This window comes from uncultured Arthrobacter sp. (genome assembly GCF_947493765.1).
GTDB lineage: Bacteria > Actinomycetota > Actinomycetes > Actinomycetales > Micrococcaceae > Arthrobacter_D.
Genome location: NZ_CANLSZ010000002.1, coordinates 410,042 through 427,284, shown reverse-complemented (window position 1 = coordinate 427,284; position 17,243 = coordinate 410,042). Strand labels below are relative to the sequence as shown.

General features: G+C 69.0%; 17 protein-coding genes. 4 read left to right on the top strand and 13 right to left on the bottom strand.

Translation table 11 applies throughout. The annotated features are described in order from the left end of the window. Positions 1-171: 171 nt before the first annotated feature. The 7 genes from Q0747_RS04970 to Q0747_RS04940 all read right to left on the bottom strand — a co-directional run bounded on the left by Q0747_RS04970 (position 172) and on the right by Q0747_RS04940 (position 7,090). A complete protein-coding gene (locus Q0747_RS04970; RefSeq protein WP_298252178.1) occupies positions 172-393 on the bottom strand; it encodes a hypothetical protein in 222 nt (73 codons plus the stop codon). A 9-nt stretch (positions 394-402) separates the two neighbouring features. After that, positions 403-2,001, bottom strand: a complete 1,599-nt coding sequence (locus Q0747_RS04965) for a 2-oxo acid dehydrogenase subunit E2 (RefSeq protein ID WP_298252176.1) — start codon at positions 1,999-2,001, stop codon at positions 403-405. Positions 2,002-2,010: 9 nt separating this feature from the next. Further along, a complete protein-coding gene (locus tag Q0747_RS04960) occupies positions 2,011-2,985 on the bottom strand; it encodes an alpha-ketoacid dehydrogenase subunit beta (protein ID WP_298252174.1) in 975 nt (324 codons plus the stop codon). Further along, entirely contained in the window at positions 2,985-4,205 is a 1,221-nt protein-coding gene (gene pdhA / locus Q0747_RS04955; RefSeq protein ID WP_298252172.1) for a pyruvate dehydrogenase (acetyl-transferring) E1 component subunit alpha, read from the bottom strand. Before pdhA ends, Q0747_RS04960 begins: the two co-directional genes overlap by 1 nt. 142 nt (positions 4,206-4,347) lie before the next feature. Continuing rightward, positions 4,348-5,499, bottom strand: coding sequence for a histidinol-phosphate transaminase (locus Q0747_RS04950; protein ID WP_298252170.1), 1,152 nt, complete (start codon positions 5,497-5,499; stop codon positions 4,348-4,350). 26 nt (positions 5,500-5,525) lie between these two features. Beyond that, complete coding sequence (locus Q0747_RS04945) at positions 5,526-6,785, bottom strand: hypothetical protein (protein WP_298252168.1); 1,260 nt, start codon at positions 6,783-6,785, stop codon at positions 5,526-5,528. Then, positions 6,782-7,090 (bottom strand): hypothetical protein, encoded by a 309-nt coding sequence (locus Q0747_RS04940; protein ID WP_298252166.1) that lies wholly within the window; start codon positions 7,088-7,090, stop codon positions 6,782-6,784. Before Q0747_RS04940 ends, Q0747_RS04945 begins: the two co-directional genes overlap by 4 nt. A gap of 117 nt (positions 7,091-7,207) precedes the next feature. Between Q0747_RS04940 and purB the strand changes: the two genes are divergently transcribed. Together purB and Q0747_RS04930 are read left to right on the top strand one after the other, a co-directional pair. Beyond that, complete coding sequence (gene purB, locus Q0747_RS04935; protein ID WP_298252165.1) at positions 7,208-8,638, top strand: adenylosuccinate lyase; 1,431 nt, start codon at positions 7,208-7,210, stop codon at positions 8,636-8,638. A 20-nt stretch (positions 8,639-8,658) separates the two neighbouring features. Then, positions 8,659-9,567: an endonuclease/exonuclease/phosphatase family protein gene (locus tag Q0747_RS04930; protein WP_298252163.1), complete on the top strand. Its 909-nt coding sequence runs from the start codon at positions 8,659-8,661 to the stop codon at positions 9,565-9,567. Here Q0747_RS04930 and Q0747_RS04925 read toward each other — a convergent pair. From Q0747_RS04925 to Q0747_RS04900, 6 genes are all read right to left on the bottom strand, one after another. Continuing rightward, positions 9,564-10,097: a 2'-5' RNA ligase family protein gene (locus Q0747_RS04925; RefSeq protein ID WP_298252161.1), complete on the bottom strand. Its 534-nt coding sequence runs from the start codon at positions 10,095-10,097 to the stop codon at positions 9,564-9,566. The two genes, Q0747_RS04930 and Q0747_RS04925, sit on opposite strands and share 4 nt — an antisense overlap. Positions 10,098-10,136: 39 nt before the next feature. After that, a complete protein-coding gene (locus tag Q0747_RS04920; RefSeq protein WP_298252159.1) occupies positions 10,137-11,054 on the bottom strand; it encodes an FHA domain-containing protein in 918 nt (305 codons plus the stop codon). Positions 11,055-11,069: 15 nt separating this feature from the next. Continuing rightward, the gene (locus Q0747_RS04915; protein ID WP_187393237.1) at positions 11,070-11,324 is read right to left on the bottom strand and encodes a hypothetical protein; all 255 of its coding nucleotides are present in this window, start codon (positions 11,322-11,324) and stop codon (positions 11,070-11,072) included. Positions 11,325-11,442: 118 nt separating this feature from the next. After that, positions 11,443-12,906 (bottom strand): cryptochrome/photolyase family protein, encoded by a 1,464-nt coding sequence (locus Q0747_RS04910; protein WP_298252155.1) that lies wholly within the window; start codon positions 12,904-12,906, stop codon positions 11,443-11,445. 107 nt (positions 12,907-13,013) lie between these two features. Continuing rightward, positions 13,014-13,430, bottom strand: a complete 417-nt coding sequence (gene mscL / locus Q0747_RS04905; RefSeq protein WP_298252153.1) for a large conductance mechanosensitive channel protein MscL — start codon at positions 13,428-13,430, stop codon at positions 13,014-13,016. Positions 13,431-13,530: 100 nt separating this feature from the next. Beyond that, positions 13,531-14,070, bottom strand: coding sequence for a TetR family transcriptional regulator (locus tag Q0747_RS04900; RefSeq protein WP_298252151.1), 540 nt, complete (start codon positions 14,068-14,070; stop codon positions 13,531-13,533). Positions 14,071-14,140: 70 nt separating this feature from the next. On the opposite strand from Q0747_RS04900, the gene Q0747_RS04895 reads away from it, so the two are divergent. Together Q0747_RS04895 and Q0747_RS04890 are read left to right on the top strand one after the other, a co-directional pair. Beyond that, positions 14,141-15,715: an MFS transporter gene (locus Q0747_RS04895; RefSeq protein ID WP_298252295.1), complete on the top strand. Its 1,575-nt coding sequence runs from the start codon at positions 14,141-14,143 to the stop codon at positions 15,713-15,715. A 107-nt stretch (positions 15,716-15,822) separates the two neighbouring features. Next, positions 15,823-17,088: an AI-2E family transporter gene (locus Q0747_RS04890; RefSeq protein ID WP_298252149.1), complete on the top strand. Its 1,266-nt coding sequence runs from the start codon at positions 15,823-15,825 to the stop codon at positions 17,086-17,088. Positions 17,089-17,243 lie beyond the last annotated feature (155 nt).

Here is a 17,243-nt window from a genome sequence, read left to right as displayed (position 1 = left end):
GTCCCGCGGGCGTCAGGACGCCGGCGCGCTGACTGCAGGAGGTCGAGCACACTCCGCGCTCATAGCGGCAGCGTTGGGGTCTCGGCTCGCCGCCGGGTCAGAGCCCGGCAGGAGGATGCCGGTGCGCGGGCTGCAGGAGCTCGAGGACCGGGCCGCCTCCGGCCCCGCGCCTCAGGGCGGCGGCCGTTTCTGCTGGCGCATCGTGACCGCGATCGAGATCAGGGCGGCGATGATGACGAGGATCGACAGTCTCCCGACGACCCCCAGATCGGGGAACACCAGTTGGAGGATGCTGGACGCCACGAACCCGAGGATCACCACGAGCAGGAGCCTGCTCAGCGGGTACCGCCGTCGCGGTGGCCTCCCCCGGTCGCTTCCGTGCTCGTGGTCCATGAGCCCAGACTAATCGAGCAGGAGCGCAGGCTCCTCGAGGACCGAAGCGACATCCGCGATGAATCGAGCACTGAGTTCGCCGTCGACCACCCGGTGATCGAATGATCCTCCCAGCGTCGTGATCCAGCGGGGCACCACCTCGCCCCCGACCACCCAGGGCTTCTGCTTGATGGTCCCGAATGCCACGATCGCCACCTCGCCCGGATTGATGATGGGCGTACCGGTGTCGAGGCCCAGAGCACCGATGTTGGTGACGGTCAACGTACCGCCCTGCATCTGGGCCGGTTGGGTCCTGCCGTCCCGCGCCGTCGCCGCCAGCTCGTTCAGGGCGAGCGCCAGCTCCTTCAGGGAGAGATCCTGGGCGTCCTTGATGTTGGGCACCATGAGACCACGCGGGGTGGCGGCCGCGATCCCGAGATTCATGAAGTGCTTGACCAGGATCTCGTCGTCGCCCCACGTCGCATTCACCGCCGGATTGCGGGCGGCCGCCCAGATGACGGCCCTGGCGACGATCAGGAGGGGCGAGACCCTGATGCCCTCGTAGTCCCGTGAGGCCTTGAGCCGGCGCACGAACTCCATGGTGCGGGATGCATCGACGTCCACGAAGATGCTCGCGTGCGGAGCGGTGAAGGCGCTGCGCACCATCGCTTCCGCCGTCGCCTTCCGGACGCCCTTCACCGGGATCCGCTCGATGCGGTCGCCTGCCGAGGTGCCGCGATCGGTGCCGGGCGAAGCGACGGACGGTGTGATGGACGGGGAGACGGACTGAGGGACGGAGTCGCGACCACCGCCGAGTCGATCCCGGTACTCGAGGAGATCCTGTTTAGTCACCTCCCCCGCCGAGCCCGAGGCGGGGACATCAGCGAGGTCGATCCCGAGGTCCCGCGCGGCCTTCCGCACCGGCGGCTTGGCGAGGACACGACCGCCGGTCCCCTCGGGCGGCGAAGTGCGCTGGTCCGCCGCGGTCGGCGTGCTGCTCGGGTCCGACGGCGAAGCCGGCGTCGCGCGCTGACCGGCCGCGGCCGGCGTGCCGCTCGGGTCCGACGGCGGAGCCGGCGTCGCGCGCTGACCGGCCGACGGCGCGCGTGGAGACATTTCGGCCGACGGCGTACCCGGCCCAGCTGTTGCGGAGGACTTTCGTGGGCGCCGCTTGACGGCGTCGGCCTTCGGACCCGATCCGACGAGCGGCCCGGCGACCTCACCCGGCATGTCCGGCGCCGGGACCGGGGCATCGACGGCGTCGGCAAGCGCTGCCGACGACGGGCCCGTGGATCCCGCCGAACCCTCCGGTGACTGCCGCTCCGAGCCACCCGACCCCACCGGTGACTCCGGTGATTCCTGTGATTCCTGTGATTCCTGTGATTCCTGTGCATCGTCGACGGAGATGATCGGCGTGCCGACCTCGATGGTCTCGCCCGCCAGCACGAGGAGTTCCGATACGGTGCCCTCGTACGGCGAGGAGAGTTCTACCAGCGACTTGGCGGTCTCGATCTCGCAGATGATGTCGTTCACCGCGACCGCCTGCCCCGGAGCGACCCGCCACTCCACGATCTCCGCCTCGGTGAGACCCTCGCCGACGTCGGGCAGATCGAATGTCTTGAGCGTCATGATGGTCCTTCAGTACGCGAAGGCACGGTCGAGTGCCTCGAGGATACGGTCGATGTCCGGCAGGTAGTGCTCTTCCACGCGCGCCACCGGATACGGCATGTGGAATCCACCCACGCGGATCACCGGTGCCTCGAGCGACAGGAACGCCCGCTCCGAGATCCGCGCCGCGATCTCCCCGCCGATCCCGCCGAACGTGGGCGCCTCGTGCGCGACGACGAGCCGGCCCGTCCGCAGGACGGACGCGGTGACGGTGTCGAAGTCGATCGGCGAGATGGACCGCAGATCGATGACCTCGATGCTCCGGCCGTCGGCCTCGGCGGCATTCGCCGCCGCGAGTGCCACCGGTACCAGCGGTCCGTAGGCGACCACCGTGGCATCCGTCCCGGCCCTGAGCGTGTGGGCGGAGAACGGATCGGACACCGGCGTCGAGGTGTCGACCTCACCCTTGAGCCAGTAGCGCCGTTTGGGCTCGAAGACGATGACTGGATCCTGGCTGGTCACGGCCTGCTGGATCATCCAGTAGGCATCCTGTGGATTCGACGGGGTGATGATCCGCAGGCCCGCGGTGTGGGCGAAGAGCGCCTCGGGCGACTCCGAATGGTGCTCGATGCTGCCGATCCCCCCGCCGTAGGGGATGCGGATCACCACGGGTGCACTGAGCATGCCGTCGCTGCGGGTGCGGAGCTTGGCGAGCTGCGTGGTGATCTGGTTGAACCCGGGGAAGACGAAGCCGTCGAACTGGATCTCGCAGACGGGCCGGTACCCGCGCAACGCGAGACCGATCGCCGTCCCGATGATCCCGGACTCCCCCAGGGGGGTGTCCACGACCCGCAGGGCGCCGAAATCCCTCTTGAGGCCCTCGGTCACGCGGTACACGCCACCGAGCTCCCCGATGTCCTCCCCCATGAGCAGGGTGGCGGGGTCGCCGTCCAGGACCGCCCTGAGTCCTTCGTTGAGCGCCTTTGCGATGGTCATCGTGGGCATCAGGACACCTGCCCGTCGTCGGCGAATCCGGCCTGGTACTCGCGGAAGAACGCCAGTTCCTCCTGCACGAGGGGGTGGGGATCGGCGTACACGCTCGCGAACCGGTCCTCGAGATCCGGCACCCGCATCGACAGGACGGCCTCGCGCAGACCGGTGGTCATGGCGCGGGCCCGGGCGTCGAGGTCCTCGAAGAAGGCGTCGTCCGCCTGTCCGGTGGAACGGAGATGGGTGTCCAGCCGGAGCAGGGGATCCCTGGCCCTCCACTGTCGCTCGTCCTCGGAGAGACGGTACTTGGTCGGATCGTCAGCCGTGGTGTGCGCGCTCATGCGGTAGGTGTACGCCTCGATCAGCACGGGGCCCTCGCCGGAGCGGGCGTGCTCGAGGGCCCACCGCGTCACGGCCTCCACGGCGACGACGTCGTTCCCGTCCACCCGGATGCCCGGGAATCCGTAGCCGGCCGCCCGCTGGGCCAGCGGCACCCTCGTCTGCACGGTCGACGGGACGGAGATGGCCCACTGGTTGTTCTGGCAGAAGAACACCACGGGGGCCTTGAAGGATGCGGCGAAGACCATGGACTCGTGGACGTCACCCTCGGAGCTGGCGCCGTCACCGAAGTAGGCGATCGAGGCAGCCGGCGGCAACGAGGGGTCGGCCAGCTGGTCCCGCTGCAGACCCATGGCGTAGCCGACCGCGTGGAGGCACTGGGCCGCGAGGACCAGTGTGTAGAGGTGGAAATTGTGCTCGCGCGGGTCCCAGCCACCGTTCGTGACACCCCGGAAGAGGCGCAGGAGGTCCGCCGGCTCCACTCCACGCGTGAGCGCGACGCCGTGCTCCCGGTAGGTGGGGAAGGCGTAGTCCTGGGGTTGCAGTGCCCTGCCCGACCCGATCTGCGCCCCCTCCTGTCCGGTGAGCGGCACCCAGAGGGCCAACTGCCCCTGGCGCTGCAGCGCCGTCGACTCCTGGTCGAAGCGCCGGATGAGGTACATGTCGCTGTACAGGGAGCGGAGGTGCTCGGCATCGTCGGCCCGGACGTAGGGGGAGAAGTCCACCACCTCGCCCCCGACACGGGCCGTCAGGGTGCTGCCGAGCTCCCCCTGCTCCGAGAGGATGTGCAGTGTGTCGGCGTCGTCGGTCCCGCTGGAGCCGGCCTCGTCGACGTCCGGTCCACGCGCCACGTCCTCGGCCTCGAACTCCGCCGTGGGCAAGCGACTGCCGTTCATCCGTATCCTCACTCGGCCGTATACATCGCTGGTGCGGAATGTATGCCGTTGGTCATGCACCGAAGACCATATGTTCCGGCGACGTCCCGATCAACACTAGTCAGCGGGCCCTCGCAGTGCCATTCAGGATGTCGTCACCACTTCACGGACGATGCGGATAGCCTGCGCACAGGTCGAGGAACCGCGTGTTGGCTGCCTCCTCGCCGATGGAGACACGTACACCCTCGGAGCCGAAGGCCCGCACGGAGAGCGCCTGCTCCCCGGCCTGCGCGGCGAAGTCCTGGGTGTGCTCACCCAGCGCGAGCCAGACGAAGTTGCCCTCCGCCTCCGGGACGGTCCACCCGAGCTCGTGGAGCCGTGCGACGACACGAGTGCGCTCGTCGACGATCGACTGGACCCGGGCCTCCACCTCGTCGATGTGGCGTAGTGACGTGACCGCCGCATGCTCGGCGATCTGGGAGACGGCGAAGGGTACGGCGCTGACCCGCAGGTGTTCCGTCAGGGACTGCTGGGCCACCGAGTAGCCCACGCGGAGGCCGGCCAGGCCGTGGGCCTTGGAGAAGGTCCGCAGGACGATCACGTTCGGGTGGCTCCGGTAGAGCTCCAGGCCGTCCACGGCGTCCGGGCGTCGGACGAACTCCTGGTAGGCCTCGTCGATCACCACCACCACGTCGTCCGGGACCCGGTCGAGGAAACCCACGACGTCGTCGTGCGTGAGGATGGGGCCGGTGGGGTTGTTCGGCGTACAGAGCATCACCACGCGGGTCCGCTCGGTGACGGCAGCAGCCATGGCCTCGAGATCGTGCGTGCCGTCGGCGCGGACCGGCACCTGCACCCCGGACGCTCCGGCGAGACCGACGCTGATCGGATACGCCTCGAAGGAACGCCACGCGTAGACGACCTCGTCCGGCGCGCCGAAGTCGTTCTGACCGGCGAAGGTGGCGAGGATCTGGTTCAGGGCTCCGAGGCTGCCCGCTCCGGTGACGATGTCCGTGGCGGGCACCCCGAGGTGGGCGGCGAGCTCCGCACGCAACGCCGTCGTCATGGGGTCCGGGTACCGGTTGATCGAGGTCTCCGCGGCGATCGCCTCGAGCACGGCGGGCAGGGGTGGCAGCGGATTCTCGTTCGAGGAGAGCTTGAAGCTCTCGAGGCCCTCGACCGTCAGGGGAGGCTTGCCGGCTGCATAGCGCGGGAGCCTGCCGAGCGCATCGCGGGGACGGATGCCGGCTGCCTCGGAGAAGGCCTCGAGTGTCTTTCCGGAGGGAGCTGCGGAGGAGTCGTCGATCGATGTCATGGCCATAGCCTAGACCCGCGTCCCGGCTACCCTCGCGGGCCACGGCGCTCCGGTGCGGCGCCGTCCTCCCGCCGCCGCAGCGCGGTGAAGGAGTAGCGCCGAGCCGTGCCGGACGCGCCGGCGGCGGCCAGGAGTGCGACCGCCGGAGCGAGGGACGGCGCATCGCTCGCGTCGACGAGCCGTGCGCCCTGCAGATAGTTCTCCACCTTGTGGGCCGGCCCGAGTCCCCATGGCTCCGTGGACCCGTCGGCTCTTTCCCCGAGTTCGGGGACGGGGTTCCCGAGCCGCACGGTGGTCCGGTGGCGACCGTCCTCGTTCGGCACGGTGTCCAGCCCGGGAACGGCGTCGGCGCGGTGTTCCAGGTGCAGGTACTCACCGGGTCCCGTCTCGTGCCAGCCGGTGGGGGAGCCGATCGTGACGACGAGTTGCACGTCGAACCGATCACCCAGCGCGTCCGCTCCGGCGAGGTTCACGGCGTGCAGGCCGCCCTGGCTGTACCCGGCGAGCACCACCGGGTCCCCCGCCTCCGCCCCCGCCCGTTCCAGAGCCGTGCCGACGGCCTCCTCCAGGAAACGGCTGTCCTCCGCCAGCGCCTCGGCGATACCACCGACGTCGAACGGATTGGCTCCTTCCCGCCCGTCGACGCGTCCCGACTGCGTCCCCGGCAGGACGACGACGAAGTGCGGCCGGCCGTCCGGCCCCGTCCGCAGCACCTCGAAGGTTCCCGGTTCGTCGTTCTCGACGGCAGCCACCCGGTCGAGCACGCCCTCGACGGTCCCCGTGAACGGCACCTCCGGCGCCGCTGCCCGGCGGCGCAGGTCGACCGGACCGGTGCTGAGCACCCCACGATCGAGGGCCTCGCGCGCAGCCTCCCGTGCCATGAGAGCACTCCCGGCACGGACACCCTCCGTCGCGGCGCGCACCACCCCGTCCGCCAGGCGGTACGCCTGCACACTCGCGCGCAGCCGCACCCCGGTCGACTCCAGCGCACGACCATTCTCCTGCGCCGACGTCGCAGCCACATGGACCTGCTCGAGCGCCGACTGGTACTGCCAGCCCGCGACGGCTCCTGCCGGACCCGCACGCACGACCAGCCACGGCAGTGCGCCGAGATCCCGGTCGAGGAAGGCGAGATCGAGGGCCACCGCTCCGACCTGGGACGCGAGGAGCGTCAGGACCCGGGCGGCCTCGTCGAGCTCCTCCCACTGGAAGCGGATCCCGCCCACGCCGCCGTGGATGAGGAGACCCTCCTCGTGGTCGGTCACCGGCCGCAGTCCGTCGCTCACAGTCCCACCTGTCGCTGCAGCAGTTCCGCCTCCCCCAGGAGGCGGCGGTAGCTGCCCAGCTCCTCCGCCGCAGCGCCGAGCAGCTCCGCCGTTCGTGCCAGTTCGGTGCAGCGTGCCGAGAGATAGGTGCGGAACGAGCGTCCGGCGGGCGATTCCCAGGACAGGAGGGTGACGGACAGTGCCTGCCGCCGGAGATCGTCGAGGACGTCCCTGTGCCGGCGCAACTCCGTCTCGAAGGCCAGCACCTGCACGGCCACGCCACCTCCGGGGTCGTCCCGGGAACCCCACACCGCCCGACCGTCCATGCTGCGCTCTCCTCCTCCGGCTGTGCCGCAATGCTATGGGCGGCGCCGCGTGGGCCGGACGACGCACCCGGATATGTGGACAGGGGCGCGGGGGCCGCTCCGTGGGATGATGGAGCAATGGCTGACTGCGCACCGCCCCGTGTCGAATTCGCTGCACTGGCCCGGGGGGAGGGAACATCCCTGACGCTCGGCCCCCTGGACGGCCGGTATCGCGAAGCCGTCGCCCCGCTCATCGACTTCCTCTCGGAGGCAGCGCTCAATCGCGACCGTGTCCACGTGGAGGTCGAATGGCTGATCCACCTGACCCGCCGGGGCGTACTGCCCGGGACCGGACCGCTGGAAGCCCGGCAGGAGACCGAGCTGCGCAGGATCGTGGAGACCTTCGGACCGGACGAGGTGGCGGAGCTCGCCGGGATCGAGGCGGTCACGGTCCATGACGTGAAGGCCGTCGAGTACTTCATCGGGCGCCGCCTCGACGGTATCGGCGTCGGGCACCTCAGACCGCTGGTGCACTTCGGGTGTACCTCCGAGGACATCAACAATCTCTCCTACGCCCTGGGGATCAAGGCGGCGGTGGAACGCAGCTGGCTCCCTGCCGCCCGGGCGCTCGTCGCCGCGATCGCCGACCGGGCCCGGGCCTCGAGGAACACGCCGATGCTCTCCCGCACGCACGGGCAGCCGGCCACCCCCACCACGCTCGGCAAGGAGTTCGCCGTCGTCGCGCACCGGTTGACGCGCCAGCTCGACCGCATCGCGGCCACGGACTTCCTCGGGAAGATCAACGGGGCAACCGGAACGTACGCAGCGCACTACGCGGCCGTTCCCGATGCGGACTGGCAGGCGGTGTCGCGCTCCTTCGTGGAGGGCCTCGGCCTCACCTGGAACCCGCTGACCACGCAGATCGAGTCGCACGACTGGCAGGCGGAGCTGTACTCGGATCTGGCACGGTTCAACCGGATTCTGCACAACTTCTGCACCGACGTGTGGAGTTACATCTCCATCGGGTACTTCGCGCAGATCCCCGTTCCGGGTGCCACCGGATCCTCGACCATGCCCCACAAGGTCAATCCCATCCGCTTCGAGAACGCCGAAGCCAATCTGGAGATCTCCTCGGGCCTGCTGGACACGCTCGCCTCCACCCTGGTGACCTCGCGGTGGCAACGCGACCTGACGGACTCCTCGAGCCAGCGCAACATCGGTGTGGCGCTGGGGCACTCCCTCCTGGCCATCTCCAACGTGGTCAAGGGGCTCGCCCGCCTCGACGTGGCCGACGACGTCCTGGCAGCGGATCTCGACGCCAACTGGGAGGTGCTCGGCGAAGCGGTGCAGATGGTCATGCGGGCGGAGTCGATCGCCGGGGTGCCGGGACTGGACGACCCCTACGAGCGCCTGAAGGAGCTGACGCGCGGTCAGCGGGTGGACGCGGGGCGCATGAAGGACTTCGTCGGCAGCCTCGAGCTCAGCCCGGGGGCCGAACAGCGGCTCCTGGAACTCACGCCCGCCGATTACACGGGAATCGCGGCTCACCTCGTGGACCATCTGGGGTGAGCGGTCAACGGGACACGGTCATGAGCGGATCCGCCACCGTGGCCGGAACCTCCGAGGAACCCCTGATCGGGGCCAGTCGGACGTTCCTCCATGTCATGAGCTTCAACATCAGGTACGACCGTCCTTCCTCCGGTCCCGGTGACCTCGACTACTGGCCCGACAGGATCGCCCCGCTCCAGGATCTGCTGCGGCGCGAGGTGCCGTCGGTCCTCGGCGTCCAGGAGGCCCTGTACCACCAGCTGGTGGTGATCGAGGCAGCCCTCCCCGCAACGCACCGGATGATCGGGATGGGTCGGGACGGCGGGAGCCGCGGTGAGTACTCCGCCATCTTCTACGACTCCCAGCGCCTGCAGCTCATCGAGTGGGACCAGTTCTGGCTCTCCGACACCCCGAAGCTGATCGGCTCCTCGACCTGGGGCAACGGGGTGCCGCGGATCGTCACGTGGGGTCGTTTCCACGACACCGGCACACATCAGGAGCTCCTGATCGTGAACACGCACTTCGACCACGAGTCCGAGAACGCACGGAGGCGGAGTGCGTCCGCGGTCCTCGACCTGGTGCGCTTCTTCCGGCCCGGTCCGGTCAGCATCGTCATGGGTGACTTCAACTCGGACGCCGACTCCTCCAGTGTCTTCCGGAGCTTCACCACCTCGCACGTCCTCACCGACACCTGGGCCGCTGCGCAGGACCAGCTGACGCCGGACTACGGCACCTACCCCCTCTACGACGAACCGCTCCTCCATGGACCCCGGATCGACTGGATCCTGACGACACCCGAGGTGGTGGTCCGCCAGGCCGGGGTGAACTCGTCGACGTTCGAGGGCAGGCACGCCAGCGACCACGCTCCCATCCAGGTCCTGCTGGACATCGACCCCCCGCAGCCCGGGGAGGACCAGCTCGGTGAGGACCGGACGGGCGGGCACCGCTAGGCCTGTTCCACGCCTCCGAGCAGGATCAGCTGTTTCTCGAGGGCATCCCAGCGCCGCACCGGACCGGTACCGAGCCGCTCGGCAGTGCGCCCGCGCAGCACGTCGAGCGCGTCGGCCAGCTGCTCGGCCGTCAGGGAGTGGGAGAGCGTGAGGTGTGGGGTCCAGACGCCCGCCCGGGTGGTCGGGACGGCGTCGGAGAGTCCGTCCAGGGCGGACCAGATCCGGTGGTGCAGATCCGCCAGCGCCCGGTCCACGACCACCTGCCGGGCGAGGACGAACTTCCGGCGCGTGATGAAGACGACGAAGCCCGCCGTGACGAGACCGAGTGGTGCACCGATCGCGGCGGCGCTGAGATCGGCGTCGTACCGGTCGTCGATGCGCGAGGCGGCGGCGAGGGTGATGTGCGGCGCGTTGCTCGCGGACCCGTGCCGGGACAGATTCGGCAACCCCTCGTGCTCCAGGGCGGCCCAGTCCTCGCGGATGAACAGGTCCGCCGCCGCGTCCAGCAGGAGCTCGACGCTATCGGCCACCGAACGCGCCTCCTCCGCAGGCCGACCTCCCGGGCCGCATCAGCGAGGCGGCCTCCGGAAGTCCCCGATCCCGGTGGAACCGTCCTGCTCCGTGGCCCCGGTGCGGGGATTGCGCTGCGGTCGCTGGTAGGAGAGCTCCCCGCCGCTGCGACCGCCGAAGGGCCGGCCGTGATCCGCGTACTCCTCACGGAAGAAGGCGAGCGCCCAGTCACCGAGCTGGATGCGCGCCCCGGTGCGGAGGATGGACCTCTCCCTGCCGTTGACGCTGCCGGTGATCACTCCGTGCGGGACGAGCACGTACTCGTCCTCGTCGGTGTGGAGGACCTCCGCGTGCAGTGCATCGAGGCCGGCGAGACGGAGCATCGCGTCCTCACTGCTGCCGATCGTGATGCGATCACCCAGGAGTTCGAACTCCCGTGGGATCTGGCCGTTCCAGGTCTCGGAGTTCTGCACGAAGATCAGTCGCGGACGGCCGCTCCCGTGTACGTAGTGCGTGGTCGTGATGGTCCGTCTGATCCGGCGGTTCACGGTCGGCACCAGGGGGAAGGGGGTGGACGGCGGGAGGAGCCGTGGCGCGTCGTCCTTCTCGAGGGCTCGCTTCCCGATGCCGAGCAGCGGAGCGAGCGTGCCCGGAGACCCGAGCCGTATGTGGGGGGACCGCGTGATCAGTCGCTGCGCGAGGGAGGACTGCACGGCGCCGACACTGACCAGCAATCCCTTGGGCCCCGAGATGGACACCTCGAGTCCCTGCTCGGCGAGACCCTTGGCCATGGCGCGCACCTGCCCGAGCCCGGGCACGTTGTTCCCGCGGAACGCTCCCGGATCATCGACGAAGATCTCCACGGTGGTGCCTGCGGCCCTGACGGTCCCGGACAGCCGTGCCTCCGGCTTGCCGTCGAGGGCAGGTTCCCCCAGGGAGAAGTCGATATCGATGTCGAGCCGGAGTGGGGAGGCCATGTCGCTCGTGACGGATCAGCTGGTGTGGTGGTCGGAACCACTGGCGGCGTTGTCACTCGTGGTGATGCGCAGCGTGCCGTTGAACTTCCAGGTGGCACGGGGTGCATCCGGCCCGATGTCGCGGGGCACCTCGATGGTCATGTCCTCGAGGGTGTAGTTGATCGCGGCGCCGCGCCCGGTCAGGTACGACCACATCTCCTCGGCCAGATCGGTCCAGTCGCGGATGGTGTGGGATTCGCCGGTACCAACGCTTGAGGTGTTCTCGGTCATGTCGATTCCTTCGTCGGTGATCTAGCGATGACAGACGTCCTCGTGCTCCGTCTGACGTGATGCAGCCCACACTAGCGGAGGGTGCCGGTCCGTGGAACCCGTGTTCCGCCGTCGTGCCCTACCGGGGAAGCCAGCGGACCGCCTCCTGCCCGAGGTCGGCGCGCCTCGCGGGGTCCATCCTGTCGAGGAGTGCCACGACCATGTTGGAGCGGGGGTTCCTGGCGAACAGGTCACGGTGGTCGTCGACGAAGGCCCAGTAGAGCGCGTCCCAGCTGAAGCGCCAGGGTCCGTCCCGGAAGTCGCTCATCTTCTTGACGTAGTTGCTGCCGCTGACATAGGGCTTGGTGGTGATCATGGTGCCGGCGGCGTACTGGCTCATCGCGTAGACGTTGGGCACCATCACCCAGTCGTAGGCGTCGATGAACATCTCCATGAACCACTCGTAGACGGCGTCCGGGCGCGCCCGCATCAGGAGCGCCGCGTTGCCGAGGATCATGAGCCGTTCGATGTGGTGGGCGTAGGCGGTGTCGAGGACGCGGGTGATCACGGAATCCACGGGCGCCAGACCGGTGTCGCCGGTCCACCACCGGGGATCGAGATCCGCCGTGAGCCCGAGCGTGTTGCCGGTGCGCATCTCGCCGCCCCGCAGCACGTAGGAGGCGCGGATGTACTCACGCCACCCGATGACCTGCCGGATGAACCCCTCCACACTGGCGATGGGGGTCTCGTGCCTGCCGGCGAAGTCGAGGGCGAGATCCACGACCTCCGCGGGGTCGAGGAGTCCGCAGTTCAGGCTCGAGCTCAGCGCCGAGTGGAACAGATAGGTCTGCCCCTCGGCGATCGCGTCCTCGTAGGGGCCGAAGAGCTCGAACCGCTCGCTCAGGAAGGCCTCCAGGGCGTCGGACGCCTGCTGGTGGGTCACGGGCCAGGAGAAGGCCTCGGCGTTCCCGGGGTTGTCCGGGAACGCCGCCTGCACCCAGGTGATCGCCTCCTCCACCTCGGGCGGCCTCTGGAACCTCGGCAGGTCCGGCACGGTGATCTTCCGGGGGAGCTTCTTGCGGTTCTCGGTGTCGAAGCTCCACTTCCCGCCCTCGGGCGAGCCGTCCGTGCCCACCATGATGCCGAGTCGCTTGCGCTGCCACTCGTAGAAGGTCTGCATCCGCCAGGAGTGTGAGGAGAAATAGGTGGCGACGACGTCGCGCGACGTGAGGAACTGGGGGGTCTCGAGCACGCGGGCCTCGACGCCGGCGTCCGCGAGCGTGGTGCCGAGCCGTCGCTCGAGCCACTCGTCGACGACGTCGTAGTAGGTCACCCGCGTGGCCTCGAGCTCGTGCAGCACAGCGGCGAGTCCCTGCTGGCTCGCGATGTCCGCGGAGGTCTCCACATAGTGCACGGCGTAGCCCGCCCCGGCCAGCCGTCGGGAGAAGATCGTCATGGCCGCCCGGTGCAGGACGAGCTTCTGCTGGTGGAACCGGAGGCTGCGGAACATGAGGTCGTCCTCGAGGAGAACGAAAGCCGTGTCCGGCGAGGCCTCGAGATGCTCCTCGAAGAGCTGGTGCGGCAGGACGAGTTGAACGTGCACGGAGGCTGCCTTCCTGGCGGGACGATGCTCGGTTGTCACCCTAGCGGCCATGACCGACAGCGCCGGGGCACCGGCAGCACCGGGCAGGAACCTGAGGGCCTCAGGTCCTATCGGGTGTCCCGCGCCGCCAGGTCCTTGAGCAGATCACGCATCTCGGTGAGCAGGGCGGTGTCCACGGGTGTGGGTTCCTCCTCGGAGTCCCCGGCCGAGGTCAGGGCCCGGAGCCGCTCCTTGGCCCGGTTCATGGGGAGCACGAAGACGAAGTACACCACGGCAGCCGTGATGAGGAAGGTGATGACCGCCGTCAGGACGGCCCCGAAGTCCACGAAGGTGGCCTCGTTGCCCGGCCTGATGGGGAAGCCGACCCCGGCGGCGTCGACACCACCGGCGGATGCGATCACCGGATTGACGATGTTCTCGGTGAACGCGCCGACGAGGGCCGTGAACGCGCCGCCGATCACCACGGCGATCGCCAGCTCGATGACGTTGCCCCGCATGATGAAATCCCTGAATCCCTTGAACACTGTTTCCTTCCGGATGCTTCGGCTGCCACCTGGTACAGGCTCACCCTAACCAGCCGACGCACCATGTGTCCGTGATCGGCAGCCCCGACCACGCGCGGGATCAGGGACCGGCGTGGACGATCAGGTCGACGACGTCGAGCAGCGCCGCGATCTCGCCGGCGCTCGTACGGCCGGACCCGGCGGAGGCGAAGAAGGCTGCGTCGTAGTACAGGCCGTCGCCGAGGAGCTTGACGGCGAGCGCCGTGGTGCGGTTGCCGAGTTGGGACTCCAGGGCATCGAGCCACCGGTCCTGGATCTCCGCCAGGGAGGCCTTCGCCGTGGGGTGCCCCTGCTGGGCCAACCGCGCCATGGAGACCAGCGAGCGGTCGAGGGCGCTGTCTTCGAAGATCGAGGTCCGCACGTAGTAGCGGGCCGCCCCCTCGGGGTCCGACCGCATGGCCTCGCGGTCCACCTCCGCCAGCGAGCGGAGGCGCTCGGCCAGGCCGTCCACGAGTGCCTCCTTGGACGGGAAGTGGTAGAGGAGTCCGCCCTTGGACACGTCGGCCGCAGCGGCGACGGCGTCCATCGTCGCCGCCCGCTCACCCGCACGGATCAGGGCGCTCTCGAAGCTGTCGAGGATGCGTTCGCGGGAACTGGACACGCCCCGATGATACCCGTCACTTTTGTTGTACTGTACCGGCTGGACGGTTTACCTTTGTGGGATGACCACCATGAATGTCCCCGCCACCGCTGTGCCCGGGGTGACTCCGGATACTGCACCTGCTCCCCTCGCCGGTCGGCGCGAATGGTTCGCCCTCGCGGTCCTGATGCTTCCCGTGCTCCTGGTCTCGGTCGACAACACGGTGCTGAGCTTCGCGCTGCCGGAGATCTCGCGCTACTTCGAGACGAGCGGCACCATGCTGCTGTGGATCGTGGACAGCTATCCCCTGGTCCTCGCCGGATTCCTGGTGGTCATGGGGAGCCTCGGGGACCGCTTCGGCCGTCGTCGCCTGCTCATGATCGGCGCGGCCGGATTCGCCCTCTTCTCGGTCGCGGCAGCGTTCGCCCCTACGGCGGCATTCCTCCTGGCGTCGCGGGTGGGTCTGGGCGTCTTCGGTGCCATGCTCATGCCCTCGACCCTGTCGCTGATCCGCAACATCTTCGCCGACCGCAACCAGCGACGCATCGCCATCGCCGTCTGGGCCGCCGGTTTCTCGTCCGGAGCCGCCCTGGGACCCCTCCTCGGAGGGGTGCTGCTCGAGAACTTCTGGTGGGGCTCGGTCTTCCTTCTGGCCGTCCCGGTGCTGGTGCTCATGCTCGTCCTGACGCCGATCCTGGTGCCCGAGTCGAAGGACCCGGCTCCCGGTCGTATCGATGTCGTGAGTATCGTGCTCTCGATCGCGACCATGCTCCCGATCGTGTACGGCATCAAGAATCTCGCCACCGAGGGCCCCCTGCTCGTCTCGGCGACGGCGGCCTTCATCGGCCTCGCGTCGGGCGTCGCCTTCGTCACACGCCAGCTCCACCGTCCCGACCCGATGCTGGATGTGCGCCTGTTCACCGTGCGGGCCTTCTCCGGCGCCGTCCTGGTCAATCTGCTGGCGCTCTTCTCACTCGTCGGATTCCTCTTCTTCGTCTCGCAGCACCTGCAGCTCGTGCTCGGGCTCAGTCCCCTCGACGCCGGGCTCGTCCTGCTTCCCGGGCTCCTGGTGACCATCGTGGCGGGTCTCGCCGTCGTGCCGGTGGTACGGCACCTGCCCCCGCACGCCGTGGTCTCGGTCTCGCTGCTCTTCTCGGCGGTCGCCTACGCGATGATCGCACTGCTCGACGACGGCGGCTCGGCCGGCCTGCTGATGCTCGCCTTCGTGGTCCTGGGGCTCGGCGTCGGGGCGTCCGAGACGATCTCGAACGACCTCATCCTCTCCACCGTGCCGGCCGCGAAGGCCGGAGCGGCGTCGGCCATCTCGGAGACCGCCTACGAGGTGGGCTCCGTCCTCGGCACCGCGGTGCTCGGCAGCATCCTGCTCGCGACCTACCAGCGGAATCTCGTGCTTCCCGGCGGACTCACCGATGCCCAGGTGGGATCCTCCACCGAGACCCTCGGCGGCGCCGTCGAGGTCGCGTCGCAACTGTCGCCCGCCGGCGCCTCCCTCCTGCGCGAGTCGGCATTCCACGCGTTCGACAGCGGGGTGACCATCACCTCGGGTATCGCCGCCCTCCTCATGGTCGGCGCATCCGTCCTGGCGGCGTGGAGCCTGCGCGGAAGCGCGAAGACCGAGCAGGTGGCCCCGGCACGGTCCGCATGACGGACCGGCAGGACACCGGTTGCAGGAGCAGCTGACACTACTGTTGATCCCGGTGGCCCCTGCAGCGGGACGGTTCCGCCACGGATGATCCCGATCGAAGGACGAGCATGACCGATCAGCAGGACGAGCGCAGCAGTACGGGCGAGGGTGGAATCAGCGGCAGCGACCGACGCAACAACAATGACGACAACGACGACGCCGGCAACGGCGGCAGGAGGACGTCGGGCGCCACGACGGCGGGCGCGATGATGCAGCGCATCCGCCGCGGAGCGCCGCTCGCGGCCCTCACCACGACCACGGCCATCGTGGGCCGGATCCTCGTCATCGCCGTCGCGCTCATCGGGCTGTACTATCTCCTGTCCGCGCTCTGGGTCGTGGTCCTCCCGGTGATCCTGGCCCTCCTCCTGTCCTCGGTCCTCTGGCCCGTCAACGCCCTCCTGCGCCGGATCCTCCCTCAGGCACTGGCCGCGACCATCACGATCGTCGGGTTCCTCGCCGTCGTCGTCGGGGTGGGATGGCTCACGGTGATACTTTCCGTCGACGGCGTGCGGGAGCTCTCCACCAAGGCCGTGGAGAACATCCGGAACATCGGGGAGTTCGCGGAGTCGCTGCCGTTCACCATCCCCAACGTGGACGTGGACGAACTGCTGACGTCGGCGCTCACCTGGATCCAGGGGAACGTGGCGCTGATCCTGTCACGTGTGACGGCCGGCGTCGGCACCCTGGGCTCCGTCACCGTCACGATCCTGCTGGCGCTGGTCCTCACCTTCTTCAGTCTCAAGGACGGCGACCGGCTGGCCGGCTGGCTGCTGCGGTGGACCACCGGTACGGTCTTCGTGCATGCCGGCGAGGTCTTCTCGAGAGGCTGGAAGACACTCTCCGCCTACGTCCTCTCGCAGGCTGCCGTCGCGCTCGTGGACGCCGTCTTCATCGGACTCGGGCTGTGGATCCTCGATGTTCCGCTGGCCCTGCCGCTCGCGATCCTCGTCTTCTTCGGCGGTTTCCTCCCCGTCATCGGAGCAGTCGCCACCGGCCTCCTCGCCACCCTGGTCGCGCTCCTGGCCGAGGGCTGGGTCGACGCCCTGATCGTCCTCGGGATCGTCCTGCTCGTCCAGCAGCTCGAGAGCAATGTCCTGCAACCGATCCTGGTGGGCAAGTCGCTCAAGATCCATCCGGCCGTGGTCCTCACGGGCGTGACGGCGGGAGGCACCCTGTTCGGCATCGTGGGGGCCTTCCTGGCGACGCCGATCGTCGCCGTGGTGATGGTCGCCCTGCAGTACGCCCGGGAGCAGATGCTCGAGCCCGCGGCAGCACCCCATCTGGACACCGGTGAGGAACTCATCAGGAGCGAGACGGAGGCCGGTGGTTCCTGACCGGGGGCAGTCGGGTCCGACGTAGGAAATCGTGCTTCCATCGGGTGCCGACCGGCTCTATGCTCAGAGTGCTGCCCCAGACCCTGTCAGTGCCACGATCGACGACCAGCGTCCGATCGAATGCCGGATCAGGGGACGGACCATGACCACAGATA